This is a genomic window from Pararhizobium sp. PWRC1-1, assembly GCF_049897905.1.
GTDB lineage: Bacteria > Pseudomonadota > Alphaproteobacteria > Rhizobiales > Rhizobiaceae > Pararhizobium.
Map to the genome: position 1 here is coordinate 163,671 of NZ_JAFCXE010000007.1, position 20,215 is coordinate 183,885.

Below are 20,215 nucleotides of genomic sequence, written 5' to 3' on the forward strand. Positions count from 1 at the left end.
CGGCTCCTTGCTTCAATTAATCAGTCGGCTTCAAACAATCACGTGCAACATCTCAATCATGCAACGCTGTCAGGAAGCTTTCTTGTCATCCTCGCGCACGATCGAACGCGCGCGCTTGCCCTGGAAATAGGACGTCACCCACTCGTCGTCGCAGGCGAGCATGTCCTCGATCGTGCCTTCGACGAGAACCTTTTTCTTGCCGAGCACTGCAATCCGGTCGCAGACCGAAAACAGGCTGTCGAGGTCGTGAGTCACCATATACACGGTCAACCCAAGGGTGTCGCGCAGTTTGGCGATCAGGTTATCGAACTCGGCTGCCCCGATCGGGTCTAGCCCCGAGGTCGGTTCGTCGAGAAAGACAAGGTCGGGATCGAGCGCCAACGCCCGGGCCAGAGCAGCGCGCTTGATCATGCCGCCGGAGAGTTCGGAGGGGAATTTGTCGGCCGCTTCCGGCGCCAGCCCCACCATGTCGATCTTCAGTCGGGCCAGTTCATCCATCAGCTCCTGCGGAAGATTGAGATATTCCCGCATCGGTACCTGGATGTTTTCCTTGACCGTCAGCGCTGAAAACAGCGCGCCGTGCTGGAACAGAACGCCAAGACGCATATCGAGTTCCATGCGCTCCTCTTCGCTCACCGCATCGTATTCGACGCCGAGAATCTCGATCGAGCCGGACCGGCGCGGCAAAAGGCGGAGGACCGTCCGCATCAGCACCGATTTTCCCGTGCCGGATGCTCCGACGAAACCGAGAATTTCGCCGCGATAAATATTGAGGTTGAGCTTGTCGAGGACGATGTTCGAGCCGAAACCAACCGTCAGGTCCTTAACGGATAGAACGACCTCCGGGCCGTTTTCCCCGGTCTCCTGGGCCGCGCCCGCTGTCATGTCTTCCCTCGGATCCACCGGCAAAACCTCTTCCATCAGAAATTGATCGCCGCGTAGAAGATCGCAAACAGGCCGTCGACAAGAATGACCACGAAGATCGACTTCACCACCGACTGCGTCACGTGCTTGCCGAGTGATTCGGCACTGCCGCCGACTTTCAAGCCTTCGACAGCCGCAACGACACCGATGATCAGCGCCATGAACGGCGCCTTGATCATACCAGCCAGCACGGAGGAAAAATCCACCGCCTCCTGCAACCGCGCCAGGAACGTCGCAAAGGTGATCCCGGAATAGCTCCAGGTGACGACAGCTGCCCCAGTGAGAGCAGCGAAATTGGCGATGATCGTCAGGAGCGGCAGCGCAATCGTGAGCGCGACGAGCCTTGGAAACACCAGAACGCCGATCGGGCTCAGCCCCATCACTTTCAGCGCGTCGATTTCCTCGCGCATCTTCATCGAGCCGATTTCGGCGGTGATCGCACTGCCGGAACGGCCGGCGATCATGATCGCGGTCAGCAGCACGCCGATTTCGCGCAGCTGCAGGATACCGACCAGATCGACGACGAAAAGTTCGGCGCCGAAATAGCGCAGCTGGAACGCACCCTGCTGGGCAATGATTGCACCGATGAGGAACGACATCAAAAGGATGATCGGCACCGCTTGGACGCCCATACGATCGATCTGACTGACGATCGCCGCCGGCGACAGGCCGCTATGGCGGCCGAGCTTCAGCTGCGCGCCACGCACGGCCGATCCGAGAATGAACATCGCCGCAACGGTGTCTTCCCAGGCGGAGACCACCGAATTGCCGATAGGGGTAAAAATGCGGACGAAAAGCGAGCCGGGTTTCTTCTCCTCGGTGGCTGGTTCCGGCAGCATCTCCGGCAGGGCATTCATGAGTTCGAGATAACGCGGCTTGTCGCTCGTCAGCTTCACCTCGCCGATCTGCGTCATGAAGCGGCGAATAACCCATGCGCCAGCCGTGTCCATGGCGGTGACTTCGCTCAGATCGACCTCGGCCGGGTCGCCGCCCTTGGCGGCCAACGCATCCAGCTTCGGCGTCGCCAAGTGAATGGAGACGCTGCGCCAATCGCCGCTAAAACGATAAGCCCGGTTGCTGCCATCGTCAGCTTCTGCGAGCTGCACGTCGGTGTCGGTTTTCTCTTGGGAACGCGTCACGTCTGTTGGGTCTTCCGGAGATGGCTGCATTTGATAAAACGTCAGCGACTCATAGCCGCTTGAGCCCGGTCTGTCACCGATGGAAACGTTTCTGTACCAAACGGTTGGCCGCTGCGATATCGATGCCACAGGAGAACGCCATGACCCGTTTGATGCAAACCGCTGTCGAACACTTCCCGATCGCCGGCAGTTTCACGATTTCGCGTGGCAGCAAGACCACCGCCTCCGTGGTAACCTGCCATATTTCGGAGGGCGTTTTTGCCGGCATGGCCGAATGTGTTCCCTATGCACGCTACGGCGAAAACATCGACAGCGTGCTGACAGAAATCGAAACCATCCGGCCGCGGATCGAGGCGGGCATAGACCGCGAGGAACTGCGGCAGATGATGAAGGCCGGTGCCGCACGCAATGCCGTCGATTGCGCGCTGTGGGATCTCGAAGCCAAGACCACCGGCAATCGCGCTTTCACTCTCGCAGGACTTGCGGAACCGGCGCCGCTCACCACCGCCTACACAATTTCGCTCGGTGAGCCTGAAGCGATGGCAGCGCAGACGGAGCAATATGCCCATCGGGCACTTCTAAAGGTCAAGGTCGGAACCGCTGACGATGCCACTCGCATTCGCGCCGTTCGGGCCGCAGCCCCAAACAGCGCCATCATTCTGGATGCCAATGAAGGTTGGACGGAAGCCAATCTCGCCTATCATTTTGAGGTCTGTGCCGAATCGGGTGTCGCGCTGATCGAACAGCCCCTGCCCGCCGGACATGACGCCCTGCTGTCCTCCATCCGCCGCCCGGTTCCCGTCTGCGCCGATGAAAGCGTGCACAAAACCGAAGACCTGCCAAAGCTCGCGGGTCTCTATGATGCGGTCAATATCAAGCTCGACAAGACCGGCGGCCTGACCGAGGCGCTCCGCATGCGCGATGCGGCACGGGCGCTGAACCTCAAGATCATGGTTGGCTGCATGGTCGGCACGTCGCTCGGCATGGCACCGGCGGTGCTTTTGGCGCAGGGCGCCGATTTCGTCGATCTCGATGGTCCGCTCTTGCTGGCACGCGACCGGGAGCCCGGCCTGCGCTACGAGGATTCGCTGGTCTTTCCGCCTCTCCCCGCTCTCTGGGGCTGAAGATACCAGGCGGCAAAGGCGGAACAGCAGCCGATAAAGGCAACGACGGACATCGAATAGAAGCCGTGAACACCGAACCAGGTGTAGAAATAGCCGGATGTGAAGGTGAAGATCGCCGAGAACACGCCGGTATAGAAGAAATACAGGCCCTGCGCCGAGGATTCCTGTTCTTCGGGAACCCGCTGTACCAAAATGTTCTGCATGCCCGTGTGCATGATCGCATAGGTGAAGGCGTGGAAACACTGCAGCGCGAAATAGCCCCAGAAGCCGAGGTCCATCGGAAAGATGATCCAGCGCACGACGGCAAGCACGCAGCCTGAAAAGATCATCGTCCACAGGCTGAACCGCCGGATGATCATCTTGGCGCAGAAGAACATGAGAACTTCGGCAGCGACCCCGGCGCTCCACAACAGGCCGATCTCGGTGCCGGTAAAACCGATGTGCTGCCAGTAGATCGCCGAGAAGGCGAACAGCATCGCGTGGCTGCCGTTGACCAATGTCACGCCGATCAAAAGCAGTTGCAGATCGAGTTTTCGAAGAGACTTCGGCTGCGGTTCCGTCAACGTTGTCAGCGTCGACGGTCGTCGTGGCCGGCCGACGCGTGGCGCAATGAAGGTGAGCATGATCATCAGCAGAAAACCGCCGGCCATGGCCGGCAGGACCATCGAGCCACCATAGAGCCCGATCATCACGCCACCCAGCATCGTCGCGCAGATGAAGGCGACGGAGCCCCACACGCGCATCGTCGCATAGTCGTAACCCCAGCGCCGCACGCCGGTCAGCGCGATCGCCTCGACGATCGGCACATAGGGCGCATAGACGCCGCCCTGTACGGCATAGATGATCAGGACGAACCAGAAACTGTGGGAAACGAACAGCGCCAGAGCCGTCAGAAGCGACAGGACGGCCGACCAGATCAGCACTTCGGCGCGCTCGCCGATCCTGTCCGCCAGAAGCCCGACCAGCGGCGCCGTGATGACGCGCACGAACATCGGCAAGGCAAGGATGATGCCGATTTCGAAATCGCTCAACGACAGGGTGCTCAGCCAGACCGGAAAATACGGCATTGCGAAACCATTGACGACGAGAGGCGCGCAGAAGAGCAAGGCAATGCGCGGCACGAAATAGCGCGGCGCTTCCTCGTGAAAGGGAGGCGGAGATGAGGGAATCATGGAAGGACCTGACAGTTGCGCCCACGATTTACCACGGCAGCCAAGAACAGCGCCAGCCGCTAGTTTTCCCTACAGTCGCCAATACCTGCGGTTTTATGCCGCCTGTTGCGAAAGAGCCCGTGCCATCATCATTTCCACTTCGGCCGTGTCTTCACGAACCGCAGGGACGTTGCTCAATTCCCGCCAGGTGATCAGTTCCATGGTCCCATCATGGTGCTCGGCAATCGCCGTGCAGCTTTCCACCCAGTCGCCGGTGTTGATGTAGCGGATGCCGCCGATATCCTCGATCACAGCGTGATGGATATGGCCGCAGATGACGCCATCGGCCTTTTCGCGCCGCGCCTCATCGGCAACCACGCGCTGGAATTCGCCGATGAAGTTGACCGCATGCTTGACCTGCTGCTTCGCCCAGGCCGAAAACGACCAGTAGGGCATGCCGAGACGGCGGCGAATGGCCGCCAGCCCGATATTGATGACGATCGCCATGTCGTAGGCCCAATCGCCGAGATAGGCGAGCAGGCGGGCATTGCGCACCACAACGTCGAACTCGTCGCCATGCAGCACCAGATATTTACGCCCGTCGGCAGCCTCGTGCATGTGGCGCTGGGCAACCTCGATACCGCCGAAATGCACGCCCGGGAAATCGCGCATGAACTCGTCGTGGTTGCCGGGGATGTATATGATACGGCTGCCCTTGCGTGCCTTGCGCAACAGTTTCTGGACGACGTCGTTGCAGGATTGCGGCCAGTACCAGCTGCGTTTCAGCCGCCATCCGTCGATGATATCGCCGACCAGGATGATCGTCTCCGCCTCGGTGACACGCAGGAAATCGAGGAGATAATCGGTCTTGGCGGCTTTTGATCCCAGATGAACGTCGGAAATGAACAGGGTCCTGAAACGCCGGGGTTCTTGCTCTTTCTCGGTCATGCTGCCTCGCAACGGTCTATCGTGCCTCTCTTATGAGCCTTCAAAAACAGACTCTTGTTTCAGGAGAATGACAGCCTGTGGAACCAGCCGTAACACCGGAGAAACACCTGTTCCCGAAAAGCGGTGATAAACGCCCGTTTCGAAACTGTACGGAGCCGCCGTTTCATGCAAAAAGAGCCGCGACGAATAGGTAGGGAATGAGAATATGAGCACCGGCGACAAGGCCAAGACCCCAGCGGCTCCTGCAAGCGGCGACCTCGATGAACAGGCACTGTTCTTCCACCGCTATCCACGCCCAGGAAAGCTCGAGATCCAGCCGACCAAGCCGCTTGGCAACCAGCGCGATCTGGCGCTCGCCTATTCCCCAGGCGTTGCCGCCCCCTGCCTTGCCATCCGCGACGATCCCTCGACCGCCGCCGACTATACCGCGCGCGCCAATCTGGTCGCGGTGGTCTCGAACGGCACGGCGGTCCTCGGCCTTGGCAATATCGGTCCGCTCGCCTCCAAGCCGGTGATGGAAGGAAAGGCCGTCCTGTTCAAGAAATTTGCCGGTATCGACGTCTTCGATATCGAGATCGATGCGCCTGAGATCGACCAGATGGTCAATGTCATCTCGGCCCTGGAGCCCACCTTCGGCGGCATCAACCTGGAAGACATCAAGGCGCCGGAATGTTTCGAGGTCGAACGCCGGTTGCGTGAGAAGATGGATATTCCGGTCTTCCATGACGATCAGCACGGCACCGCGATCATCGTTGCCGCAGCCATCCTCAACGGCCTCGAATTGGCCGGCAAGGACATTTCCAAGGCCAAGATCGTCACGTCCGGTGCCGGTGCTGCAGCGCTCGCCTGCCTCAATCTCCTCGTGACGCTCGGCGCCCAGCGCGAAAACATCTGGGTGCACGATCTCGAAGGCCTCGTCTATGTAGGCCGCGAAGTGCTGATGGACGAGTGGAAGTCGATCTACGCGCAGGACAGCACAAACCGCGTTCTGGCCGACAGCATTGCCGGTGCCGACGTCTTCCTCGGTCTTTCGGCCGCAGGCGTATTAAAGCCGGAACTGCTGGTCCAGATGGCGGAAAAGCCGCTGATCATGGCGCTGGCCAACCCCAATCCCGAAATCATGCCGGAAGTGGCGCGCGCAGCCCGCCCCGACGCGATGATCTGCACCGGCCGGTCGGACTTCCCCAACCAGGTCAACAACGTCCTGTGCTTCCCCTATATCTTCCGCGGCGCGCTCGATTGCGGTGCCCGCACGATCAACGAGGAAATGAAGATGGCGGCCGTGCGCGCCATCGCAGCCCTTGCCCGCGAAGAACCGTCCGACGTTGCCGCCCGGGCCTATTCCGGCGAAACGCCGGTGTTCGGCCCGGATTACCTGATCCCCTCGCCGTTCGATCAGCGCCTGATCCTGCGCATCGCGCCGGCCGTCGCCAAGGCAGCCGACGACAGCGGCGTCGCCAACCGGCCGATTGCCGATTTCGACGCCTATCTCGACCAGCTCAACCGCTTCGTCTTCCGCTCCGGCTTCATCATGAAACCGATCTTCGCCGCCGCCAAGAATGCCCAGAAGAACCGGGTGATCTTTTCCGAAGGTGAGGACGAGCGCGTCCTGCGCGCCGCCCAGGTGCTGCTCGAAGACGGTACGGCCCGCCCGATCCTGATCGGCCGCCCGCATATCATCGAGACCCGCCTGAAACGCTATGGCCTGCGCATCCGCCCGGACGTCGATTTCGAGGTGGTCAATCCGGAAGGCGATCCGCGCTTCCGCGACTATGTCGATGACTATTTCGCGCTGGTCGGCCGCCTCGGCGTCATTCCGGAAGCAGCCCGGACCATCGTCCGGACCAACCAGACCGTCATTGGTGCCTTGGCTGTCCGCCGCGGTGAAGCCGATGCCCTGATCTGCGGTGTCGAAGGACGCTATAGCGCCCATCTTCGCGCCGTGTCCCAGATCATCGGCAAGCGCGAAGGCGTATTGGATTTCTCGGCGCTCAGCTTGCTGATCTCGCAGCGCGGCGCCACTTTCCTCACCGACACCTACGTGACCTTTGATCCGACGGCCGAGGAAATCGCCCAGAAGACGGTCATGGCTGCCCAGGAAATCCGCCGCTTCGGCATTACCCCGCGCGCAGCTCTCGTATCGCACTCCAATTTCGGCTCGCGGGATTCGGAAAGCGCCTTCAAGATGCGCAAGGCGATGCAGATCGTCAGGGAGCTCGCCCCCGATCTGGAAGCCGACGGCGAAATGCATGGCGATTCCGCCATTTCGGAAACCTTGCGCCGCCGCGTCATGCCCAATAGCACGCTCGCTGGCGAAGCCAACCTGCTGGTCTTCCCCAATCTCGACGCCGCCAACATTACGCTCGGCGTCGTCAAGACGATGACCGATAGCCTGCATGTCGGACCGATTCTTTTGGGAACGGCTCTTCCGGCACATATCCTGTCGCCATCCGTCACCTCCCGCGGCGTCGTCAATATGGCGGCACTCGCGGTTGTCGAAGCCTCCTATCCAGCCTGATTGAAATCGATTGAGCCGGTGCTGAAACCGGCTCAATCGAAATGCAAATCCAGATAAAAATACAATTTCTAGTTTAGTGTATCAAAATAATACATTTAACTAAAGATTGCACTGGACATAGGCATAAAGCGTTATCATGCTGAAACCCACAAAATAACAGGGTATTGCAGCATGGCTGACCAACAGGCATTCTTTGACCTGCTGGACATTATGGAAAACGAGAAACTCGTTGAACCTAAACGATTTTTCGACCTGATGCGCAGCACGTTCAGCATTGCAAATCTGCTATATCTGGACGTCGACGTCCTGACGGCAGGTTTTGTTATCCACAGGCTGCACCACACTTTCAGCGCACGTAGCCTCAGAACCTATATGGACAAGCGCTACCAGCGTATCGATCCGATCCTGCGAATGACAATAGGTGGTGTGAGGCCTGTGGATTGGGCCACCGCCCGCAAACTTCATCCGGATAGTGAGCCTCTTTTCTCTGCAGCAACGCAACTCGGCCTTGGCCTCGAAGGGATTACCCTGCCTCTCGCCACACCGACCCGGCGGCTGGCCTTTCTGGCGATCCAGGCCGATGTTCCGGCTGGCGAATGGCCGGCCTACAGGCGTTGCCATCTGCGCGATTTTCAGCTTCTGGCCAATCTCTTTCATGCCTCACTGCTTGAAAGTGACCATGAAATGCAACTCCCCGAGGAGTGCGCCAAGGCTTTGACGCATCGGGAAACAGAAGTGCTCGGCTGGGCGGCGGCCGGCAAGAGCTATTGGGAAATTGGAACAATACTCGGCATTTCCGAACGTACCGTCCGGTTTTTCATGACCAATGCCCGGCGCAAGCTCAACGTCGTCTCCAACACGCAGGCCGTTGCGCAGGCCGTCCGGCGCGACCTCATCCCGGCTTTTTGATCTTTTTCGCTGCCGCCTAGCGGTAGCCCCGCCGCCCCTCTTTCCCATGAATGCAACGAAATGCGTGCGTCCAAAAGGACGCACGCATTTCGTTGCATATCGGCGTGCATTAGAAACCTGTCACTACCGACAGTTATGCCCGCTGCCGATACCTGACAGCATTTGCTCTCCGCATTCATACACAGGAGCAAATGATGATCAGAATTTTCAACCGCAACACCGGCAAGCAAAATCCAGGTGATCTCGATGCCATGTTCCAGCTGCGCAAACGCGTCTTTCACGATTTGCTGAAATGGGACGTATCGGTTCGCGGCAATTGGGAAATCGACGACTACGACGACGCCAACCCGCTCTACGTCCTGTCCTATTCGGACGAGACCGGCCATTTGCGCGGCTCGCTGCGCCTCCTGCCGACGCTCGGGCCGAACATGCTGGATGATACATTTCCGATCCTGCTCGGTGATAATCCGCAGGTGCGCAGCGCCTCCGTCTGGGAGTCCAGCCGGTTCTGCATCGATCCGACCATCTCGCAGGATCGCGGCTCGAACCAGGTGACGATCGCAGCGGCAGAGTTGATGTGCGGCGTCGGCGAACTGGGGTTGTCCTCCGGACTCAGCCATATCGTCACTGTCACCGATGTCTTCCTCGAGCGGATGTTCCGGCGGATGGGATGCCCCGGCGAACGGATAGGCGAGCCGCAGCGGATCGGCTCTGTCTATGCCGTCGCCGTTGCCTGGGAAGTCACGACTGACCTTTTGGACAGGATGAAGACCGTCGCCGAAATCGGCGGATCCGTGCTGGAGCGGCCGATGTCGCTTGAAATGGCCAGGGCCGCTTGAAATGGTCTCTCTGGCACAAGAGCCGACGATTGTGGCTCTTCCGCCGCGCCCGGTTCATTTCGTACCGGCATCGTTAACGCTGGTGAGCGGACTGCGTTGCAGCCCCCTCGAATGGCGGTATGATAGGCAAAAGTCAGAGTGTGCGGGATGTTCCCGTGCACCCGGCAGAACGCCGGCATGCTCAGGCGAGAGAAATACGTGGTTTTCCGTTCGGTATCCTTCGCAGCGCGTATTGCGCCGCTCCTTCTGGTCATGGCAGCCACCGCCAATGCCTCGACGGTGTGCGAACGCCTGAATGCCGACCTTGCCAGCCTGCCGAAGATCGTCGCCTCCAACGCCAATCTGCGTGATTATACCGGAGCAATCTCACGCCAGAACCTTGATTTGCGCCAGGCCCGCAGCGATCTCCGGCGGATGGGATGCAGTTCCGGAAGCATGATCGTTGTCGGGGGCCCAAACGAGGATGCCTGCCAGAGCTTGGCTGAAGAAATCTCGCAAATGGAAATGGACCTCGAAACGCTCAAAGCCCGCAGGCAAAATCTCCTGGAGGGCGGCGCCAGCGAGATGACCCGGCGGCGCATCCATGCAGCGCTCGCTGTCAATCGCTGTGACGAGGAACAGGACGAAGTCTTGAGGGCTGCGGTCGAGGAACCCGAAACCCATCGCAATATCCTTGAGGACCTGCCGCCGGTCAGCGAAGACTACCGGGACCAGCAGGGGGCTGATGTCACCGATTTCAGGATGCAGCCCGATAGTTTTGGGCCGCATGACAATTTCGGGCCGTATGACGGATTTGGGCCGGGCGCGGACTATCCCGGCAGCCTGCGGACACTTTGCGTGCGCACCTGTGACGGGGCGTTCTTCCCGATCTCGTCGAATTCATCGCCCGCCGATTTCGCGCGCGATGCCGAAACCTGCCAGCGGCGTTGCCCCGGAACGGAAACAACGCTCTACTATCATGCGCTGACGACGGAAGAGACGGATCAGATGGTCTCCGCCGCGACCGGCGAGCCCTATGCCGAACTGCCGACAGCTTTCGCTTACAAGACCCGCGATCTCAGCCAACCCGGCCAATGCGGCTGCCGTCCGGTGGGACAAACCGCCATCCAGCAGAGTACACCCGGCAACGGCAAGGGCGTCGTCGATCTTCGCGCTAAAAAGGCGGATGGCACGCAGGCAAAGAGCACCGTCGCCGACCGGCCCTACAATCCGCAGGATAACAAGGTTCGCGTCGTCGGTCCAAGCTTCCTGCCCTCGCAGGAAACCTCGATCGACCTCAGGCATCCCGCTGGCCCAGGCTACCAGCAGCAGCAGACCAACTGATCATTCGCTTTGTCTGACGCCCCAGGCGTCCTCGAATACCAGATCGTCAAGGGACAACCGCTGTCGCCAGCCTTTGACGGCCAGTTCCGGCTCTGAATACAGCCTATCGACGTAACCGAGGCACAGCCAGGCGATGATCTCGATATGATCGGGAATGCCGAGAACGTCCTTGATATCGTGCTCGTGGAAAATGCTGACCCAGCCGACGCCGACACCTTCGGCGCGCGCGGCAAGCCACAGGTTCTGCACGGCGCAGACGGTGGAAAACGCATCCATGCGCGGATTGTGCGTCCGGCCAAGAACGACCTTTCCTGCACGGGTCGGATCACAGGTCACACAGATGCTGACAGGCGCCTTGCGGATACCTTCGAGCTTCAGCGACCGGTATTTGTCCTGCGCCTCGCCCTCAAACATCAGCGCGGCTTCCTCGTTGGCCCGCTGAAAGGCCTTGAAGACACGGGCGCGGCGGTCCTCGTCACGGACGACAATGAAGTTCCATGGCTGCATGAAACCGACAGAAGGCGCGCTGTGGGCGGCGGCAAGCAGCCGCGCGATCACGTCGCCCGGCAAAGGCTGCGGCAGGAACTGGTCGCGCACGTCGCGGCGGGTTTCGATGGCGCGGTAGACGGCGGCGCGCTCGTCCGATGAAAATGCGTCCGCCCTCACAAGGCGGTCTTGCGGTTCAATCTGCATCGTTTGATCCCCAACAATGCGAAACCTCCCGCCGTCCGCGCAGGTTTGGTCTATCTCGTCAGGCCGGTCTTCTGACTGCGGATCAACCGGCTTTGCAACCTTCCCGGATCAGATGAAGATCCAGTGGCATAATCCTGAAAAATCTCAAGATTCATCTATGCAAAGCCGTCCCCGTTACAGCGCTGGGCACGTCCCGGATTTTCACCGGATTCCCGATTCTCCCGCTAACGCAGGCACCTGAACGAGACGATATGGACATGGTGGGCCGCCAAATGCAAGGCGGCCCACCATGATCTCATCACATGGCCGCGACCGGATGCGGCGAACCGTCATAGGCGCCCCAGATCGACTGATCGAAGCAGATCACCGAGCCGGTCATCAGACCGGATTCACCGGAAGCCAGATAGGCGCAGGCACGCGCCACCTCGGCCGGATCGACCAGACGGCCGAAGGGCTGGCTTGCCGCTGCCTTCTCCAGCCAGTCGCTGGCCGCACCATGATATTCGCGCTGGATACGATCCTCGCCTTCCGACGCCATCCAGCCGATGTTGAGGCCATTGACGCGGATCCGGTTACGCAGCACAGCGTAGGCGGTGTTCTTGGTCAGCGTTTCCAAAGCCCCCTTGGAGGCGCAATAGGCTGCAATGAACGGCTGGCCGGCCTTGGCCGACATCGAGCCGATATTGACGATGGTTCCCTCGATCTTCTCCCGGCGCATGACGTTGATCGCCTCCTGCATCAGGAAAAATGGTGCGCGCACATTGACGGCGAACATCCGGTCGAACAGTTCCGGGCTGGTATCGAGGATCGTGCCGCGGTCGGTGATCGCCGCGGCATTCACCAGCGCATCGACCCGGCCGAATTCCGTGTCGCAGGCGGCCACCACCTTGCGCGCATCCTCCACCCGTTCGAGATCGGCCTGCACATAGACGACCTTGGTGCCGGTGGCCTTGCCGATTTCGGCGGCCTTGGCCTCGCCCTTGGCGGCATTGCGGCCACAAATCACGATGCCTGCCGCGCCGCGCTCGGCAAACAGCGTCGCGATCGCCGCCCCCAGCCCTTGCGTACCACCGGTCACGATCGCGATCTTGCCGTCCAGGCGGCCATAGTCATTGCTCATTGTTTTTCCTCCGTTTTTGATGTCGCCGATGCCAAAAAACTCCCGCCCGGCATTCGGGCAGGAGTTCAAATTGTAGGATATGGTTCCGTTAGCTGAGCTTCTTCTCCGACTGAGCTGCAAGCGCCGCGCTAAAGGCGGCCTCCTCCCAGCCACCCGACAGCGCTTCATGCATCAGCTGCGCCTGCGTCTTCGGGGCAAGCCCGCCAACGGGCGGGTCCCGGTCGAGATTGGTCGGGAAGGAATAGCCCTCGGCACAGGATGCGATGGCGCAAGCGGCTTCACCGCCAGACAGCCGGCCGTCCGCAAGCATTGCCTTCAAGGCCGGATAGAGCACGGCGCTCATGCGCTCCCGATTGACGGTTTCCATGGCCCGGCCGAACGCGGAGGAAACCTGCAAAAGGTTTGCAACACGCTTGATACCCTCGGAACGGTTGGTTCCGGCCGCATGGAAGAGTGCCGGATTGAAGAAGACCAGATCCCCCTTCGACAGGGGCAGCTGCACATGGTTGCGATTGAAATAGTCGCGAAACTCCTGGCGCTTCAGCGCCAGATAGCCCGGAACATAGGTCTGGCTGTAGGGCAGGAACAAAGTCGGCCCGCTTTCGAGCGGCATGTCGCAATGAGCAACCGCACCCTGCAGCGTCAGGACCGGCGACAGGCGATGGACATGCGCCGGAAACTGCTCGATCACCGATGATGTCTGAAAGCCGAGATGGTAATCCCGATGCGCCGATTGTGCCGCTCCGCCCGGATTGACCCTGTTGACCTGCGCGGTCATCTGGTAGTTTGGCCCGAGCCAGGCTTCGCTGACCAAGGCGATCAGCGCATTGCCATAGTAGGCGGCAAAATTCTGCGGGTCGCGCAGGCAGTGCTTTTCCAGCGAATTCCAGATCCGGTCATTGGCGCCCGGCTTGGCAAAATGGTCGCCGCCGCCGCTATTGGTCCGATGCTGCTCGTTGATGATATCGTCAAAAATGCGGCTTGCCGCATCGATGACGGCCGCGTCCTCAAACGCCCGCTTCAGCACCATGACACCAGGCCCTGTCGCAAATGCCTCGCAAATTTCGGCCAGCACCGCCCAGCGCCCCTCGCCCGAAACCGCGGCCTTCAGCACACTGGCGCTGTCGTAGATCAAAACGTTCTTCTCGACGGCCGCCGCATGCGGATAGTCGGCAAGCTGCGTCGTGCGCTCCACCTCGGCGCGGAAATCGTCAAGGTCGCAGGCGACTTCCGTCAGCCAGACCCGGTCCGCACGCTGCGTCAACATATTGTCGGTCTTCATCCCATTTCCTCCCGCCGGATGTCTGTCGTTGACCGCACTATACGCTGAGGAAAAAGCTGATATAGAGCAGAAATACCTCAAAAAACCATCAGAATGGAGCGACGGTGGCCCACGAATTTCTGGTCAAGGACATCGCTTTTCAGGCCGGCCTCAGCATCGCCACCGTCGATCGCGTCCTCAACGGGCGCCCTGGTGTGCGCAAACAGACAGAACTGCGCATCCACGCCGCAATCCGCGAGTTGGAGAAGCAACAGGCCGGCATCGAGGTCCAAGGCCGCAAATTCGGCATCGACATCATCATGGAAGCGCCGGATCGGTTCACTGACACCGTCCGAGACGCGTTCGAAAGCGAAAGCCTGACATTTCTGCCGACGATCTTCCGGTCGCGCTTTCATTTTGCCGAAACCATGCGCCCGCAGGAGATCGTCCAGTTGCTCGACCGGGTGCGCCTGCGCGGCACTGACGGGGTTGTCCTGAAGGCACCGGATGTGCCCGAGATCAGCGCCGCCGTGGCGCGGCTCGAACAATCCGGCATTCCCGTCGTCACGCTGGTGACCGACCTGCCCAATGCGCCACGCACCGCCTATGCCGGAGCCGACAACAGGGCTGCCGGCGAAACAGCTGCCTACCTGATCGGCGAACGCTTTTCCGGGGAGCCGGCGATCGTCCTTGCTACCCTGTCGAGCAGCCGGTTCCGCGGCGAAGAAGAACGGGAAATCGGCTTCCGCCGCACCTTGCGCAACCGTTATCCGTCGATCGGCATCGTTGAAATCAGCGAGGGGTTTGGCCGCGACGAAGCAACCGGCGCACTGACGGCCGAAGCGCTGTCAAACCATCCGGGCATCAACGCCGTCTATTCGATCGGCGGCGGCAATCGTGCAGTACTGGCGGCCTTTGCCGCAGCAGACCGGACCTGCGCCATCTACGTGGCACACGATCTCGACGCCGGAAATCTCGACCTACTCCGGGCGGGAAAAATCCATTTCGTCCTGCATCATGATTTGAAAGCGGACGTGCGCACCGTCTTCCGGGCGATCATCAGCCGCCGTGGCGCTCTGGCCGCACCGGGCGGCGCGCGTCTGTCAGCCGTCGAAGTCATAACACCCTACAACATCCCGCTATCTCTGCGATAAGTTACGCGGCCTGTTCGGTTTGCGCGGAACGCTCTGCATGGATCAGGTCATCGGCGGTCTGGACGCGATTGCGGCCGCGATTCTTGGCCAGATACAGCGCCTGATCGGCCAGCGGCACGATTTCACGGGCGATTTTCCCGTGTTCGGGAGCAAAGGCCAACCCAATGCTGCTGCCGACGCGCAGCAACCGTCCCTCGAACGGCACCGGCAGCTGCGCATCGACGATCAGCGCGTTGGCAAGCGTCATCACGTCGGCGCGCGAAACCGCGTGATTGACAATGATAGTGAACTCGTCGCCGCCGAGCCGCGCAACGACGCCGCGATCCGCGACACGATCGGCAAAACGCACGGCAAGTGCCTTCAACACCGCATCGCCGGCCGGATGGCCATAGGTGTCGTTGACCACCTTGAACTTGTCGAGGTCGAGGCAAAGCAGCGAGAACGGGCGATCCTTGACCTTGGCAAGCGAGGCGTGCAGGACATCGTCGAAACCGCTGCGGTTCAAAAGGCCCGTCAGCCGGTCATGCTTGGCAAGGTGACGGTTTTCCGCCTCGCTGTTCTGCAGAGCAGAAAACACCGCGCCGAACCGGGCTGCGATGAAAGCCATGATCAAGGCTGCCAGCATCGCAATGACGATCACGCTCGGCAGTGTTTCGGAGCGAACGAAGCTGCCGGGCGCGCGGGGCGTCCAGGCCGCAACCATGCAAGCGGGCTGCGAGCAATCGCTGACCGCGACGTGAATTGAGCCTTTCGGTACCTGGCGCAGCGGCGAAAAACCGAGATTGGATATACCGAGCCGGTCCTCCATGTCGCGGATCATGCGTTCGCTGAACGGCTTGATGGTGATCATCAACACCGGCTTGCGGCGGCCGGCTGGAATGCCCATTGTCTTGGGAACAACGGCCTGAACGACGACGATGCTCATCTTGCCTTCGATCATCCGCAGATCCGCGGCATGAATGTTTGGCAAGGGCGCGATCAGAGCATCCTTGTCGCTTTCGGCCGATTGCAGCGACCAGCCCCCGCCCTTGGCAACCAGTGCCGCCTCGTAGAGATCGTTCGCCTTCTCGATGAGATCATCAACCCATTTCAGCGTGCGCCCGCCCACCTCAGTATCCACTTTGCGGCCGTTTTCCACGGCCAGCAATGTCCGGTCGGAAGCGTCGGCAAAGATCATCCAGGAAAAACCGAAATCCCGCCACAGCCAGTCGGTCAGCTCTTGCTTGACGAAAGCATCGGTGAAAGTGCGGTCGGCAAGCTCTGCGAAGCTCTTGTCCCAATAGGACAGTTCGGCCTGGTACTGCACGACCGCATCGACCTGATGCTGCATCTCGCTTTCGACCAGTTTTCGCTCTGCGGTCAGACCGAACCGGTCCGCCTCGGTGACGGAACGGTTGAGCACGAAGGCAAGGCTGGCGACAATCAGCAAGGCGACCAGCGTGCAGGCCGTATGAATACCCAGAACTGCCCTGCTCGAATTTCGCTTTTTCGCCCCAAATGCCATGCCCGCCTCACCGGTCCTATTCACCAAACCTGCCCCCAGGTTTCATGCGTTTATTGAGACGGAGCCTAGGAAGTGTGGACTCTTAGGATTCCCAAATTAGCGCAGATATGATTCAAGGCTGTCTTTTGGAGACCGTCATGGGTGTTCTCGACCGTTTGATTCTTCGTGATGATCAATGGGAGCGGATGTCGCGACACATTATCGGTGACGATCGCACACGCGGTTCTTCAGGCCGTGACAATCGCATGTTCGTTGAAGCGGTGCTGTGGATCGTGCGAACAGGCTCGCCCTGGCGTGATCTTCCGGATGTGTTCGGTGATTGGAACAGCGTCTTTCGCCGCTTCAGCCGCTGGAGCCAAAAGGGGGTCTGGTGGCGTCTCTTCGAGGCGATGTCGGATGATACCGACTTCGAATACCTGATCGTCGATAGCACTATCATTCGCGCTCACCAACACGCCTCCGGTGCAAAAAAGGGGCTGAAGATCAGGCCCTTGGCCGCTCTCGCGGTGGCCTGAGCACCAAAATCCATCTGGCGGTGCGTGGTCTGGGATGCCCTGTGCGCTTCGTGCTCACCGCTGCTCAGAAAGGCGATGCACCGCAAGCCGATGCCTTGATCGAAGAGCTTCCAGCCGAGGTCGTCATGGCCGATACAGCCTACGACAGTGACCGGTTCCGCAAGACGATCACCGGCAAAGGCGCGAAAGCCGTCATCCCAAACAATCCGTCTCGCGCCCGGAAATATCCGCTCGATAAACAGCTCTACGCCCAGCGGCATCTGATCGAGTGCTGCTTCGCCAAGCTCAAACAATTTCGGCGCATAGCCACCCGATACGAGAAAACCGCCCGAAACTATCGAGCGATGATCGCTCTGGCAGCAACAATACTATGGCTCAAATAACTGTCCACACTTCCTAGCAAGAAAAGCGGAAGTTTCATTTAAACAAGCTGGTTGGAAATCCGTTAATTCCCAGGCGCCGGCTCATAGCGCACGAAGGCGAACTCCTTACCATCGGGAGACCAGTTGGGAACATTGATCGTGCCCTGCCCGCCAAACAGGTCAAACAACACACGCGCATTGCCGCCATCCGGATCCATCAGCCGCAGCCGCACGTCGAGATCGCGCGGATGATCGAAGACGTCACCGTCATAGGAGATGACCAGCAGGTGCTTGCCGTCCGGCGACGGATGCGGGAACCAGTCGCCGTAGTCGCAGTCGGTAATGCGTGTGACATCCGAACCATCGGGACGGACGCGCCAGATCTGCATCCGGCCGGTGCGGCTGGAGTTGAAATAGATCCATTTTCCGTCGGGGCTGTAGTCAGGCCCGTCATTGCGCCCCTCGCCAAAGGTCAGCCGTGTCTCTTCGCCGCCTTCAACCGGTATGGTGTAGATATCGAAGACCTGATCGCGGATGCCGCAATAGGCAAGCATCTTTCCATCCGGCGACCAGCCATGCCAGTAGGACGGCCGGTTCTGCGTCACCTGTCTTGGCAGGCCACCATCTGCCGGAAGCGTGTAGATCGTTGAAGCGCCATACTCGGTCTTGTCGCTGATGACGATGGTCTTACCATCCGGCGATATGCCGTGATCGTTGTTGCAGGTGCGCGCAAAACCTGTGTCGATCAATTGCGGCTCGCCGCCGGAAAGCGGCAAGCGATAGAGCAAGCCGTCGCCGTTGATCACCAGCGACTGGCCGTCAGGCGACCAGTTCGGAGCCTCGACCAGCTGCTCCGTCTGCCAGACCACGCGGGATTCACCGCTGGCAATCGTATAGATCTCGACCGAACTGCGCATAGCGTGGCCTCCAATGACGGGTCTAGCGGTCGCGGAACCGGTTGGTGATCGGGTAACGGCGGTCGCGGCCAAAATTCTTCTTGGTGATCTTCACGCCCGGTGCCGACTGGCGCCGCTTGTACTCGGCGATGTAGAGCAGATGCTCGATCCGGTGCACCGTCGCCTCGTCATGGCCGCGTGCAACGATCTCCTCGGTGCCCATTTCCTTCTCGACCAGGCATTCGAGGATATCGTCGAGCACCGGATAGGGCGGCAGCGAATCCTGGTCCGTCTGGTTCGGGCGAAGCTCGGCCGAGGGCGCCTTGTCGATGATATTTTTCGGGATGACCTCGCCGGACGGCCCGAGCGCGCCGGGCGGCACCGTGGTGTTGCGCCAGCGCGAAAGCCCGTAGACCTGCATCTTGTAGAGGTCCTTGATCGGATTGAAGCCACCGTTCATGTCGCCGTAGAGCGTCGCATAGCCGACCGACATTTCCGACTTGTTGCCGGTGGTCACCACCATCGAGCCGAACTTGTTGGACAGCGCCATCAGGATGGTGCCGCGCGTGCGACTTTGCAGGTTTTCCTCGGTGATGCCCGATTCGGTTCCTTCGAACATCTCGGACAGCGCGCTCAAAAAGCCCTGCACCGGTTCTTCGATCGGCACGATATCGTAGCGGCAGCCGAGCGCCTTGGCGCAGTCCTCAGCATCCTTGAAGGAACCCGACGACGTATAGCGATAGGGCAGCATCACCGTGCGGACGCGTTCTTCGCCCAGCGCATCGACGGCAAGCGCCGCACAGATCGCCGAATCGATACCGCCGGAAAGGCCAAGCACGACATTCTTGAAGCCGTTCTTGTTGACGTAATCGCGAAAGCCCAGCATGCAAGCGCGGTAGTCGGCTTCTTCCTGCTGCGGTAGCCTCGACATCATGCCCGGCTGACAAACCCATCCTTCACCGTTCTTGCGCCATTCGGAGACGGAAATGCTTTCTTCGAACTGGCTCATCTGAAAGGCGATGCTCTTGTCCGCATTGAAGGCGAAGCTTGCACCGTCGAAAACCAGCTCGTCCTGGCCACCAAGCTGGTTGGCAAAAATCATCGGCAGGCCGGTCTCGATCACCTGGCGAAGCACCACCTGGTGGCGCACATCGATCTTGCCGCGATAATAGGGCGAGCCGTTCGGCACCAGCAGGATCTCGGCGCCACTTTCGGCCAACGTCTCGCAAACGCCAAGGTCGTTCCAGATTTCCTCGCAGATGGGGATGCCGAGCCGAACCCCGCGGAAATTGACCGGACCGGGCATCGCGCCTTCGGTAAAGACACGTTTCTCGTCGAACTCACCGTAATTCGGCAGATCGACCTTGTCGCGAACGACCAGAATCTGGCCGCCCTCCAGAACGGCAACGGAATTATGGCGTCCTGCTTCGCCCTGCCGCGGATAGCCGACGACGACACCTGGACCGCCATCGGCGGTATCGGCTGCCAGCGCATCGACAGCCTTCTGGCAGGCTTTCAGAAATGCCGGCTTCAGGACCAGATCCTCCGGCGGATAACCGGAAATGAACAATTCTGTCAGGAGAAGCAGGTCGGCGCCGCTGCGCGCCGCGTCAGCGCGAGCTTCGCGTGCCTTGGCAAGATTGCCGGCGACATCGCCGACCGTGGGATTGAGCTGGGCAACAGCGATACGGAACGTCGTGGAAATGGTCTTTTGCGCGGTCATGAACAGGCCTGTGCTTGATCTTGCTATCGCGGATGTGAGGCATCCGCGGAGCTGTTTATCGCATTCCGCACCAAAATACCCCGTGCTTGCGGCCAAGTCAGAAAAAAATCCG

The 20,215-nt window shown here is 60.2% G+C and carries 17 protein-coding genes and 1 riboswitch; of the genes, 7 read left to right on the forward strand and 10 right to left on the reverse strand.

Going from position 1 to position 20,215, the window contains the following annotated elements:
* Window positions 1–69 precede the first annotated feature (69 nt).
* Both ACP7E0_RS13495 and ACP7E0_RS13500 read right to left on the reverse strand, forming a co-directional pair.
* Window positions 70–885, reverse strand: coding sequence for an ABC transporter ATP-binding protein (locus tag ACP7E0_RS13495; protein WP_426125534.1), 816 nt, complete (start codon window positions 883–885; stop codon window positions 70–72).
* Between the two features lie 35 nt (window positions 886–920).
* Window positions 921–2,063: an MlaE family ABC transporter permease gene (locus ACP7E0_RS13500; protein WP_426125535.1), complete on the reverse strand. Its 1,143-nt coding sequence runs from the start codon at window positions 2,061–2,063 to the stop codon at window positions 921–923.
* A 140-nt stretch (window positions 2,064–2,203) separates the two neighbouring features.
* On the opposite strand from ACP7E0_RS13500, the gene dgcA reads away from it, so the two are divergent.
* Window positions 2,204–3,187 carry an N-acetyl-D-Glu racemase DgcA gene (gene dgcA / locus ACP7E0_RS13505; protein ID WP_426125536.1) on the forward strand — a complete coding sequence of 328 codons (984 nt, stop codon included), beginning with the start codon at window positions 2,204–2,206 and terminating at the stop codon, window positions 3,185–3,187.
* Here dgcA and ACP7E0_RS13510 read toward each other — a convergent pair.
* Complete coding sequence (locus ACP7E0_RS13510) at window positions 3,139–4,359, reverse strand: MFS transporter (protein WP_426125537.1); 1,221 nt, start codon at window positions 4,357–4,359, stop codon at window positions 3,139–3,141. The genes dgcA and ACP7E0_RS13510 overlap by 49 nt on opposite strands.
* A gap of 93 nt (window positions 4,360–4,452) precedes the next feature.
* Window positions 4,453–5,286: a UDP-2,3-diacylglucosamine diphosphatase gene (locus ACP7E0_RS13515; RefSeq protein WP_426125538.1), complete on the reverse strand. Its 834-nt coding sequence runs from the start codon at window positions 5,284–5,286 to the stop codon at window positions 4,453–4,455.
* Between the two features lie 205 nt (window positions 5,287–5,491).
* On the opposite strand from ACP7E0_RS13515, the gene ACP7E0_RS13520 reads away from it, so the two are divergent.
* The 4 genes from ACP7E0_RS13520 to ACP7E0_RS13535 all read left to right on the forward strand — a co-directional run bounded on the left by ACP7E0_RS13520 (window position 5,492) and on the right by ACP7E0_RS13535 (window position 10,875).
* On the forward strand, window positions 5,492–7,804 hold the full coding sequence (locus ACP7E0_RS13520) for an NADP-dependent malic enzyme (protein WP_426125539.1): 2,313 nt from the start codon (window positions 5,492–5,494) through the stop codon (window positions 7,802–7,804).
* A gap of 171 nt (window positions 7,805–7,975) precedes the next feature.
* Window positions 7,976–8,713 carry a LuxR C-terminal-related transcriptional regulator gene (locus ACP7E0_RS13525; protein ID WP_426125541.1) on the forward strand — a complete coding sequence of 246 codons (738 nt, stop codon included), beginning with the start codon at window positions 7,976–7,978 and terminating at the stop codon, window positions 8,711–8,713.
* Between the two features lie 194 nt (window positions 8,714–8,907).
* Window positions 8,908–9,552 (forward strand): acyl-homoserine-lactone synthase, encoded by a 645-nt coding sequence (locus ACP7E0_RS13530; RefSeq protein ID WP_426125638.1) that lies wholly within the window; start codon window positions 8,908–8,910, stop codon window positions 9,550–9,552.
* Window positions 9,553–9,729: 177 nt separating this feature from the next.
* A complete protein-coding gene (locus ACP7E0_RS13535; RefSeq protein ID WP_426125543.1) occupies window positions 9,730–10,875 on the forward strand; it encodes a DUF2865 domain-containing protein in 1,146 nt (381 codons plus the stop codon).
* Here ACP7E0_RS13535 and bluB read toward each other — a convergent pair whose 3' ends face one another.
* The 3 genes from bluB to ACP7E0_RS13550 all read right to left on the reverse strand — a co-directional run bounded on the left by bluB (window position 10,876) and on the right by ACP7E0_RS13550 (window position 13,970).
* Entirely contained in the window at window positions 10,876–11,568 is a 693-nt protein-coding gene (gene bluB / locus ACP7E0_RS13540) for a 5,6-dimethylbenzimidazole synthase (RefSeq protein ID WP_426125544.1), read from the reverse strand. It abuts the gene before it with no gap.
* 44 nt (window positions 11,569–11,612) lie between these two features.
* Window positions 11,613–11,823, reverse strand: a riboswitch (cobalamin riboswitch).
* A gap of 43 nt (window positions 11,824–11,866) precedes the next feature.
* Complete coding sequence (locus tag ACP7E0_RS13545) at window positions 11,867–12,688, reverse strand: SDR family oxidoreductase (RefSeq protein ID WP_426125545.1); 822 nt, start codon at window positions 12,686–12,688, stop codon at window positions 11,867–11,869.
* An 88-nt stretch (window positions 12,689–12,776) separates the two neighbouring features.
* A complete protein-coding gene (locus tag ACP7E0_RS13550) occupies window positions 12,777–13,970 on the reverse strand; it encodes a phytanoyl-CoA dioxygenase family protein (RefSeq protein ID WP_426125546.1) in 1,194 nt (397 codons plus the stop codon).
* Between the two features lie 104 nt (window positions 13,971–14,074).
* On the opposite strand from ACP7E0_RS13550, the gene ACP7E0_RS13555 reads away from it, so the two are divergent.
* Entirely contained in the window at window positions 14,075–15,103 is a 1,029-nt protein-coding gene (locus tag ACP7E0_RS13555; protein WP_426125547.1) for a LacI family DNA-binding transcriptional regulator, read from the forward strand.
* A 1-nt stretch (window position 15,104) separates the two neighbouring features.
* On the opposite strand, the gene ACP7E0_RS13560 is transcribed toward ACP7E0_RS13555, so the two are convergent.
* The gene (locus ACP7E0_RS13560) at window positions 15,105–16,607 is read right to left on the reverse strand and encodes a diguanylate cyclase domain-containing protein (protein WP_426125548.1); all 1,503 of its coding nucleotides are present in this window, start codon (window positions 16,605–16,607) and stop codon (window positions 15,105–15,107) included.
* Window positions 16,608–16,744: 137 nt separating this feature from the next.
* Between ACP7E0_RS13560 and ACP7E0_RS13565 the strand changes: the two genes are divergently transcribed.
* Window positions 16,745–17,505, forward strand: a protein-coding gene (locus ACP7E0_RS13565; protein ID WP_426125549.1) for an IS5 family transposase whose coding sequence is annotated in 2 segments (ribosomal slippage) — window positions 16,745–17,072 and window positions 17,072–17,505 — 762 coding nt in all. Because the reading frame shifts where the segments join, the coding sequence is not laid out codon by codon here.
* 62 nt (window positions 17,506–17,567) lie between these two features.
* Here ACP7E0_RS13565 and ACP7E0_RS13570 read toward each other — a convergent pair.
* Window positions 17,568–18,401 (reverse strand): TolB family protein, encoded by an 834-nt coding sequence (locus tag ACP7E0_RS13570; RefSeq protein ID WP_426125550.1) that lies wholly within the window; start codon window positions 18,399–18,401, stop codon window positions 17,568–17,570.
* Between the two features lie 22 nt (window positions 18,402–18,423).
* Window positions 18,424–20,103 carry an NAD+ synthase gene (locus ACP7E0_RS13575; protein ID WP_426125551.1) on the reverse strand — a complete coding sequence of 560 codons (1,680 nt, stop codon included), beginning with the start codon at window positions 20,101–20,103 and terminating at the stop codon, window positions 18,424–18,426.
* Window positions 20,104–20,215: the final 112 nt, after the last annotated feature.